We start from the raw sequence: 8,991 nt of genomic DNA on the forward strand, positions 1-8,991 counted from the left end.
CCCTGATCCCCATCGGACCCTCAATCGCCATACACAATATATATGAGCAACAGCTTAGGAAGTATTTAAATTATTAAATTGTCGTTCCTAAGCAAAGTAGAAGTCAATCGTGAAATCCGAAGTTTGTAGGCTGCTTGGGGGTGCACCTTACCTTTATACAAAAAATCGCGACATCAAATATTATCGAAAAATAGGAGGATAAAAAGTGCTGAGCGGCTTATTGGACGGTTTATTCAACGGCATTAGCATCGGCGCTGTTTTACTAATTGCAGCCCTGGGACTAGCGATTATTTTCGGGTTGATGGGCGTGATTAATATGGCTCACGGCGAGTTGATGATGCTGGGGGCTTATACAACTTTTGTAGTGCAGAATGTCTTCAAAGGTATGGGAGGATTGGCCTTTGAAATGTATATTTTATTTGCCATTCCCCTAGCTTTTTTAGTAGCGGCACTGGTAGGATTAATTCTCGAACGCGGAGTGATTCGCTATCTCTACGGGCGGCCTCTAGAAACTTTGCTGGCGACGTGGGGCGTAAGTTTAATTTTACAGCAGTTTGTCCGCAGTGTTAGTTGGGTTTTGGTAGCGGGAATTGCTGTATTTTGTTTGCTATTTTTTGGCGGGTTGCAGGTGCTGAAGCGACGCCCGGATTTCGATCGCATTCGCAAGGGAATTATCGCCATAATTTTACCTTTGTCTTTGGGTATTTCTTGGGCTGTCAGCGCAGTTTTAGCACAAACTTACAAACTGGCAGTAACTAAACCTTGGTTTGGCGCTCAAAATGTTGATGTGACTGCGCCTGCATGGCTGCGCGGCGGCATCCCGCTGGGAAATTTTCAACTGCCCTACGCCAGACTTTTTATTATTGCGCTGACAGCAATTTGTTTGGCGGGAATTTACCTATTTTTGCAAAAGTCTGTGTGGGGATTGCGGATTCGCGCTGTGACGCAAAATCGCAGCATGAGCGCTTGTTTGGGCATACCTACCGAGAAAGTAGATGCGCTGACTTTTGCTTTGGGTTCGGGGTTGGCTGGTGTTGCTGGGTGCGCGATTAGTCTGATCGGTTCGGTAGGCTCAAATACCGGACAAAATTATATTGTCGATACTTTTATGGTTGTGGTTGTCGGCGGTGTTGGCAAGATTGTGGGCAGTGTAGTTGCTGCAATGGCGATCGGCACTGCAAATTACCTGATCGGCTCTGGGACAGTAGCATTAATGTTGGCTCCTGTCAAGCCCTTAGCGGATTTTTTCACATTTTTCGCCACCACCAGCATGGCAAAAGTCATGGTATTTGCCTTAATTATGGCTTTTCTGCAAGTGAAGCCGGGAGGAATTTTTCCGCAAAAAGGACGCACTGTTGAGAATTAACAACTACAGCTTCGATCGCCAAAAAAAATGAAAAATACACAAAAAAAGGCACGGCTAAAAGAAGCAGCAATTGTAGGGGCGATCGCCCTAACATTCATATTGCTCGTCCCAGGAATAGTTCCTGACGCTCGTCTCAACCAATTGGGCCGATTTTTAGCACTAGCAATTGCAGCCCTCGGCATAGACTTAATCTGGGGATACACAGGTTTGCTCAGTCTGGGACACGGCGTATTTTTTGCCCTAGGTGGCTACGCCTTCGCCATGCACCTAAAACTGCAAATTCCCCCAAGCACCAGCACTCAACTGCCCGAATTTATGAGTCTCTACGGCGTTACTGAACTGCCTTGGTTTTGGCAACCATTCTATTCATTTCCCTTCTCAGTCGTCGCAGTATTCCTCATCCCCGCCATCTTGGGCGGACTTTTAGGTTACTTAGTATTCCGCAATCGAATTCGAGGCGTTTACTTTTCAATTCTCACCCAAGCAGCAACCATTGTATTTTTTAACTTTTTCAACGGCCAGCAAAAACTGATTAACGGCACCAACGGACTCACCGACTTTAAAACCCTATTCGGAGCCTCAGTAAATAGTAGAGACACTCAATATATTTTCTACATTCTCACCGTACTATTTCTAGTAGCAACCTACGCCCTCTGCCGGTGGCTGACAAGCGGGCGTTTCGGGCGGTTGCTCGTAGCAATTCGCGACGACGAAGTGCGCCTGCGTTTCTCAGGATACAATCCCACAGGATACAAAGTTTTAGTATTGGCAATTTCCGCCGGTTTGGCCGGAATAGCAGGCGCTTTATTCACCGTACAAACAGGAATTATTTCCCCGAAAGCGATGGACATTGCATTTTCCATCGAAATGGTAATTTGGGTAGCAGTAGGAGGCCGCGCCACATTATCGGGAGCAATAATCGGAGCGCTGCTAGTCAATTTTGGCAAAAGTTTCTTGAGCGAACAATTTCCTGAAGTGTGGCTATTTTTCCAAGGCGCGCTATTCTTAATAGTAGTCACAGTCCTGCCCGACGGCATAGTCGGATGGCTGCAAAATAAAGATTTTGAACACATCCGTCGCCTGTTCAAAAAACCAAAGTACGCATCAACTTACCCCAGCCTGGAACAAGACCCCGAAGTACAGCGAGAAAAAGAAGAACTTGAACATTGAATGCTAAAAAATGATATCTGGTATGCTTGCGGATTTCCGACTAAAGATTTTGTAGTAAAATAACTCAATTATTTAACATGAGGGGAAACATATGGCAGATGTTATTGACTACAAAATCTACGGCGACGATTTGCAACTGATTGAAATTGAACTCGACCCCAGAGAAGGTGTCAGAGCTGAAGTGGGAGCCATGACATACATGGAAGGCGACATCCAGATGCAAACAGCCACAGGTGGTGGCATATTTCAAGGTTTCAAACGGATGCTGACAGGGGAAAGTTTTTTTATTAGCACCTTTGTCAACAGCGGAAATCGCAAGGCCCGCGTCGCTTTTGCCGCCCCCTATCCCGGGAAAATAATTCCCCTCGATTTAGGTAAACTTGGCGGCAAATTTCTGTGTCAAAAAGACTCATTTCTCTGTGCGGCAAATGGGATTGACATTGATGTAGCTTTCACCAAGCGACTCGGTGCCGGTTTCTTTGGCGGAGAAGGCTTTATCCTGCAAAAATTGCAGGGTGACGGACTAGCTTTTGTTCATGCGGGAGGAACAATAGTTGAGAAAAATTTGGGAGTTGGCGAAGTGTTGCGGGCAGACACTGGCTGTTTGGTAGCTTTTGCGCCGACTGTAGATTACGACATTCAGTTTGTGGGCGGGTTTAGAAATGCTCTGTTTGGCGGCGAAGGCTTGTTTTTGGTCAAGCTAACCGGGCCTGGCAAAGTGTATTTGCAAAGTCTGCCGCTCTCGAAATTGGCTGAGCGAATTATGGCGGTAAATCCAGCTCCTTTAACGAGCAGTTCTAGCAGTTCTAGCTTCGCGTAAAAGGTTTGTAGTGAGGACTTCAGTCCGCATTCAGGCTAAATTTGTAAGAAGCAACTAAAGTTCTTACTACAAATATTCACAAATAAAAGACTAAAGTCCTTACTACAAATTTTCAACAAATATTCAATAAAATTCCTGACAAATACATGAATAAAAAAATATTAGAAATAGAAAATTTGACTGTTAGCTTTGACGGTTTCAAAGCCATTAACAATCTGAATTTTAGTATGGATGCGGGCGAACTGCGAGTTATCATTGGCCCCAACGGTGCGGGAAAAACAACTTTTCTCGATTCGATAACCGGGAAGGTGCAGCCGACGGAAGGGCGGGTAATCTTTAAAGGTCGCAATTTACGGAAATTGTCGGAATATCAGATTGCTCGCCTCGGTATTGGCCGCAAGTTTCAAACGCCGCGAGTTTATTTAAATTTAACGCCGCGGGAAAATTTAGAGCTATCTTGCAACGGCAATAAAAATGTATTTCCAACTTTGTTTAAGGGTTCTCCTGTAGCTGAAAAGCGCACGGTTGCTGGTTTGTTAGAAACAATTGGTTTAGTTGCTAAAGCTGATGTTCCTGCTGGTTTGCTTTCTCACGGGGAAAAGCAGTGGTTGGAAATTGGGATGTTGGTGGCTCAATCTCCCGATTTGTTGTTGGTGGATGAACCTGTGGCGGGTTTGACTGATGAGGAAACGGCGCTGACTGGAGATTTGCTGATTTCGCTGGCAGAAAGTCACTCGGTGTTGGTGATAGAACACGATATGGAGTTTGTGCGGCAAATTGCTAAAAAGGTGACGGTTTTGCATCAGGGTGCTGTTTTGTGTGAAGGAACGATGGATGAGGTGCAAAATGACGATCGCGTTATTGAAGTATATTTGGGAAAACCAGAAGAGTAGTCATTTGTTTGTTGTTTGTTATTTGTTATTTGTTGTTTGTTGTTTGTTGTTTGTTGTTTGTTATTTGTTATTTTGTGATATTGGCTAATAACAACAGTTAACAGTCAACAGTCAACAGTCAACAGTCAACAGTCAACAGTCAACAGTCAACAGTCAACAGTCAACAGTCAACAGTCAACAGTTAACAGTCAACAGTCAACAGTCAACAGTCAATAATTATGCTGCAAGTTTCTGATTTGAATGTTTATTACGGCGAAAGTCACATTTTGCGCGGTGTCGATTTAAGTGTTAATGCGGGGCAAATGGTTTGTTTGATTGGCCGCAACGGCGTTGGCAAAACTACGATGCTAAAAACGCTGATGGGGTTGCTGCAACCCCGCAGCGGTAAGATTAATTTTGGCGGTGAGTCGATTGTTTCTAAGTTGACTCACCAGCGGGCAAAGTTGGGCATCGGCTACGTGCCCCAAGGGCGGGAAATTATTCCTAGGTTGAGTGTTAAAGAAAATTTGTTGTTGGGTTTGGAAGCGAAACCAATTGCGGTTAAAAATCCTAAAATTCCTGATGAGATTTTTGATTTATTTCCGGTTTTGAAGACTATGCTCGATCGCATGGGGGGTGATTTGAGCGGGGGACAGCAGCAGCAGTTGGCGATTGCTAGGGCTTTGATGGGTGAGCCGAAATTGCTAATTTTGGATGAACCGACGGAGGGGATTCAACCGTCTATTATTTTGGATATTGAGGCTGCGGTGCGTCGGGTGATTGCGACTAGGGGTATTTCGGTTTTGTTGGTGGAGCAGCATTTGCATTTTGTGCGGCAAGCTGACTGGTATTATGCTATGCAAAAAGGGGGAATTGTGGCTTCGGGAAGCACTAGCGAGTTGAGCGATGAGGTGATTCAGAGGTTTTTGGCTGTTTGAATCGAAGTCAGAAGGAAGAAGGAAGTTCGGCAGCGGATTATGTAACGGATGTAACGGATGTAACGGATGTAACGGATGTAAGTCCATCGGAAGAAGGAAGATGGAAGATGGAGGAAGGAATTGGTGTCAATTTTATGTGAAACTTAACTGGTTCCAAGGCAGAGCCTGGGAACCCATATCAGTGAGGCTCTGCCTCGATTGCGAAAGAGTAATGAGGAGGCAGAGCCCTCCATATCTTCGTTACCAGGCAGAGTCTGGTGACAAGTAAATGGGATTAAATGCTTTGATGCAGTTGCTTGATAAAAAAAACTGGTTTCTGCTTCTAGAAAAAATTCTGTTATTGCTTTTTGCTGCCGTCTGGCATTGTTGTACCTCCCATGCTGGCTCTGTCCAAACTGGCTCCGTCGATGTTAGCATTGCGGAGGTTGGCATTTGACAGGTTGGCATCTCTGAGGTCGGCAAATCGCAAATCTGCGCCGTCTAAATTGGTTCCTGTCAAGTTGGCTTTTCTGAGGTTGGTGTTGCTAATTCTTGCTCCGATTAATTCGACTCCGCTTAAGTCGGCGCGAGCAAGATTGGTGTTGACAAAATCTGAAATCTCGAAGCGACTTCCGCTGAGGTTGGCGTCTGATAAATCTGCTCCTGTGACGATCGCATTTTTTAAGCGCAGGTTAACTAATTTTACGGCTCGGAGGTCGCAGCGGACGCAGCTTTGGGTTAGCAACAGGGTTTCGACGTTGGCGTTGATTTGGTCAATTTGTTGCTGGGAGAATTTTTCGGCAAATTCTGGGGAGACGTAGCCGAGGTTTTTGGGATCGTCTGCTTTTGGTTGGGGTGTTGGTGTTTGGGGTGTTGGTGGTTGACTTGTTGGGGGTTGACTTGTTGGGGGTTGGGGTATTTGTGGTTGGATGATTTGTGGTTGAGGTGTTTCTGGTTGGGCTGTTGGTGTTTGGGCGATCGCCCTTTGTTGCAGCCCCGCTTGCGGATATTCTAGAGTAGCGGCAAACATTAACAGGGCGATCGACAATCTTGTGATTTTTTTCATAAAAACATTGCAAATAAACCATTAATATTGTATAATATTATGCGCTTTTGTGGCAGCATTCTATGATAATAATTGCGTTATATGTGTGTGACATAAAAATATAAAATTGGTTGCTAGTGAGGATTTTAGTCTTGGGATTTTAAAGAAAACTCAACTCCTAATTGCCAACACCTAACATTGATTAGCAGCGGGCGCGCTACATTGAGTTAAATAGATCCAAGTTCAGATAAAAAACTTCGGAACCGTCTGGTGCGCGAATTAATTTTTCTATTACCGGAGGCAGTTGTTGTTGGCGGTACAATTCGGGAATTTCGCAGAAACTTTCTTCGGTAACTTCCAAAATTTTTGGCATATCAGGAATGGGAATTCCCAAGCGATCGCTTTTATTTAAACTGCAAACAATCAGGTATTTGAAGTCAGCAAGAGTGCGACTGCTGGGAAATATTTTGGATAAGTTAATCAGGGTAATCAATTCTTCTTGATGTCGCACTAAACTTTGACCGCTATCTAAAAAACCGTAGGGATTAAAGTCTTTGACAACGCGCTGGACTTTTTCAATGGGAACTGCATAATTAACGTTTCCGAGTTCAAAGGAAACAAGTTTTCGAGGGGGCGTTCTGACAGCACCTTGTTTTTGACTGCGAAAACGGCGATTGTAATTGGCGTGAGTCATAGGATTTTAGATTTTAGATTTTAGATTTTAGATTGTAATGGGAATTGGGAATTGGGAATTGGGAATTGGGAATTGGGAATTTTTACGAATAACTCACAACTCACAACTAATAACTCACAACTCACAACTAATAACTAATAACTCACAACCAATAACTAATAACTAATGTTTGATTAATTTGGGGATGGCTTCTAAAAGTTGGGCTTCGCTGTAAGGTTTGGTGAAATATTTATTTGCGCCTAATTCCATTGCCATTTGCCGATGTTTTTCGCCGCTGCGGGAGGTCAGCATGGCTACAGGGATTTTAGCAAACCGCTGGGTCGATCGCATCGATCGCAACAATTCAAATCCATCCATCCGGGGCATTTCAATATCCACAATGGCCAAACTGCAATCAAGACCGTTTTGCAGCTTTTCCAAAGCATCCAGCCCGTCTTTAGCCTGCACGACTCGGTAGCGGGCACGAGTCAGCATCAGAGACAGCAACTGCCGAATTGTATAGGAATCGTCCACTACCAAAATCTGGGGTGACTGACTCGAACTCGGCGCCATATGTGGCGTTGTACCGGACACAGGGGCGATCGAACTATTGGCTAAAGAAGGTTGACCTACCAAATCATCCACATCCAAAATAGTCACAACTTTGCCGTCCCCCAAAATCGTACTCCCCAAAACCCCGCGAGGCTTGGATAGAGGCGGCGGCAAGGGTTTAACCACAATTTCCTGCTGGCCGATCAGACGTTCCACAGCCACAGCCAGCATTCCTTCACTCGAAGCCAAAACCAAGACAGGAATGTGGTCTTGGGTCAAAGGATCTGGAGAGGGGCCATCGGGGCCGAGGACGCTATATTCGAGCAAATCTTGCATCCTCACCAAACGAATAAATTCCTCCCGCCACCACAGCATCGGCTGATTGCCGGCGGTGTGAACTTCCGAAGCTTTGATGTGGAGAATCTCCTCGACTGCATCCAGCGGTACTGCTATTTTATTACGATCGGTCTTCACCATCAAAGCGTCAGTAATCGACAGCAACAGCGGCAGCTTGATGATAAAGTTTGTACCTTTTCCCAGGCGAGAGTCCACCTTCACCGTTCCCCGCACAGTCCGCAAATTCGTTCGCACCACGTCGAGTCCGACTCCCCGCCCCGAAAGGTCGCTGACCCCTTCTGCGGTGCTAAAACCAGGCCAAAACAGAAAATCGTAGAGTTCAGCAATGGAAAATTCTTGAGCTTGTTCCTCTGTCGCTAAACCCTTGTTGACAACTTTGCGGCGGATGATTTCCGGGTCAATGCCTTTTCCGTCATCGGCGACAGTAATAATAGTTTGGCCGCCTTGGTGGCGGGCTGCTATTTCAATTTGACCGCTGGCGGGTTTGCCGCTGGCTTGCCGAACTTCGGGCATTTCGATGCCGTGGTCGAAGGCGTTTCTCACTAAGTGTATTAAGGGGTCGCGCAAAGCATCGAGCAAACTTTCGTCAATTTTGGTATCTCTTCCCACTAACAGGAGGTTGACATCTTTATCGTAAGTGAGACACATATCCCGGAGCGCTCGGGGCAAGTGGTCTACGGCGCGACTGAAACTCACGACTCGCAACTGCATGACGCGGCTGCGGAGTTGTTCGGTAATGCGGCGCAGTTGGTCGGTACTGCGCTCGAATTTCATGGCTAGGAGGTCTAATTTGGTGGCGGATTGTGAAATTGCTTGGGCGGTTTCGATGACTTCTGCGGCTGTAGAGTGGAACTCTGTATAGCGATCCATCTCTAAGATATCAAAGTGAGCATGGGTCAGAGAGGATTTACTGTTAGCGATCGCCGGAAATTCTATTTCAGATCCTGCAATTTTTCCCAGTCCCGAATTGCCGTTTCCCCCTCTCCAATCGGCAAAACTCAGTCTGTCGTATTCTTCTCGCAACTGGCCGCCGAATTGGTTCAAATCTACGATACTGCGGCGGATGCGCTTGACTTCGCCGCGCAGTTCGGATTCTTGAAGTTCCAAATTTGTACGGTTGATGACTAATTCTCCGACGAGGTTCACCAATTCTGTTAAGCGTTCTAAGTCTACTCGGATTGTCGGTCTTTGGAGGTTGGGGAGTGGGGGAGTGGGAGAT

Annotated in this window: 9 protein-coding genes; 6 read left to right on the top strand and 3 right to left on the bottom strand. The window is 45.8% G+C overall.

Annotated elements, in window-relative coordinates:
* The first annotated feature begins 208 nt into the window (after positions 1-208).
* The 6 genes from AACV78_RS13520 to AACV78_RS13545 all read left to right on the top strand — a co-directional run bounded on the left by AACV78_RS13520 (position 209) and on the right by AACV78_RS13545 (position 5,306).
* Positions 209-1,366 carry an ABC transporter permease subunit gene (locus tag AACV78_RS13520; RefSeq protein WP_228042702.1) on the top strand — a complete coding sequence of 386 codons (1,158 nt, stop codon included), beginning with the start codon at positions 209-211 and terminating at the stop codon, positions 1,364-1,366.
* Between the two features lie 27 nt (positions 1,367-1,393).
* Entirely contained in the window at positions 1,394-2,536 is a 1,143-nt protein-coding gene (urtC, locus tag AACV78_RS13525; protein ID WP_194012772.1) for an urea ABC transporter permease subunit UrtC, read from the top strand.
* A gap of 91 nt (positions 2,537-2,627) precedes the next feature.
* Positions 2,628-3,356, top strand: coding sequence for a TIGR00266 family protein (locus tag AACV78_RS13530; protein WP_194012773.1), 729 nt, complete (start codon positions 2,628-2,630; stop codon positions 3,354-3,356).
* A gap of 146 nt (positions 3,357-3,502) precedes the next feature.
* Positions 3,503-4,249, top strand: coding sequence for an urea ABC transporter ATP-binding protein UrtD (gene urtD, locus AACV78_RS13535; protein WP_194012774.1), 747 nt, complete (start codon positions 3,503-3,505; stop codon positions 4,247-4,249).
* A 218-nt stretch (positions 4,250-4,467) separates the two neighbouring features.
* Positions 4,468-5,166: an urea ABC transporter ATP-binding subunit UrtE gene (gene urtE / locus AACV78_RS13540; RefSeq protein WP_194012775.1), complete on the top strand. Its 699-nt coding sequence runs from the start codon at positions 4,468-4,470 to the stop codon at positions 5,164-5,166.
* Complete coding sequence (locus tag AACV78_RS13545; protein ID WP_194012776.1) at positions 5,163-5,306, top strand: hypothetical protein; 144 nt, start codon at positions 5,163-5,165, stop codon at positions 5,304-5,306. Before urtE ends, AACV78_RS13545 begins: the two co-directional genes overlap by 4 nt.
* Positions 5,307-5,503: 197 nt before the next feature.
* Here the strand turns inward: AACV78_RS13545 and AACV78_RS13550 are convergent, their stop codons facing one another.
* The 3 genes from AACV78_RS13550 to AACV78_RS13560 all read right to left on the bottom strand — a co-directional run.
* On the bottom strand, positions 5,504-6,211 hold the full coding sequence (locus AACV78_RS13550) for a pentapeptide repeat-containing protein (protein WP_194012777.1): 708 nt from the start codon (positions 6,209-6,211) through the stop codon (positions 5,504-5,506).
* Positions 6,212-6,407: 196 nt separating this feature from the next.
* Positions 6,408-6,884, bottom strand: a complete 477-nt coding sequence (locus AACV78_RS13555; RefSeq protein WP_194012778.1) for a chemotaxis protein CheW — start codon at positions 6,882-6,884, stop codon at positions 6,408-6,410.
* Positions 6,885-7,046: 162 nt separating this feature from the next.
* Positions 7,047-8,991: hybrid sensor histidine kinase/response regulator (locus tag AACV78_RS13560; protein ID WP_194012779.1), on the bottom strand; the 1,945-nt coding region annotated here is incomplete at its 5' end.

It is taken from the genome of Tychonema sp. LEGE 07196 (genome assembly GCF_963890365.1).
In the GTDB taxonomy this organism is placed as follows: domain Bacteria; phylum Cyanobacteriota; class Cyanobacteriia; order Cyanobacteriales; family Microcoleaceae; genus Microcoleus.

Coding starts and splice junctions, on each gene's coding strand:
- AACV78_RS13555 (WP_194012778.1), bottom strand. CDS start 6,884: ATGACTCACGCCAATTACAATCGCCGTTTTCGCAGTCAAAAACAAGGT.
- urtE (WP_194012775.1), top strand. CDS start 4,468: ATGCTGCAAGTTTCTGATTTGAATGTTTATTACGGCGAAAGTCACATT.
- AACV78_RS13550 (WP_194012777.1), bottom strand. CDS start 6,211: ATGAAAAAAATCACAAGATTGTCGATCGCCCTGTTAATGTTTGCCGCT.
- AACV78_RS13530 (WP_194012773.1), top strand. CDS start 2,628: ATGGCAGATGTTATTGACTACAAAATCTACGGCGACGATTTGCAACTG.
- urtD (WP_194012774.1), top strand. CDS start 3,503: ATGAATAAAAAAATATTAGAAATAGAAAATTTGACTGTTAGCTTTGAC.
- urtC (WP_194012772.1), top strand. CDS start 1,394: ATGAAAAATACACAAAAAAAGGCACGGCTAAAAGAAGCAGCAATTGTA.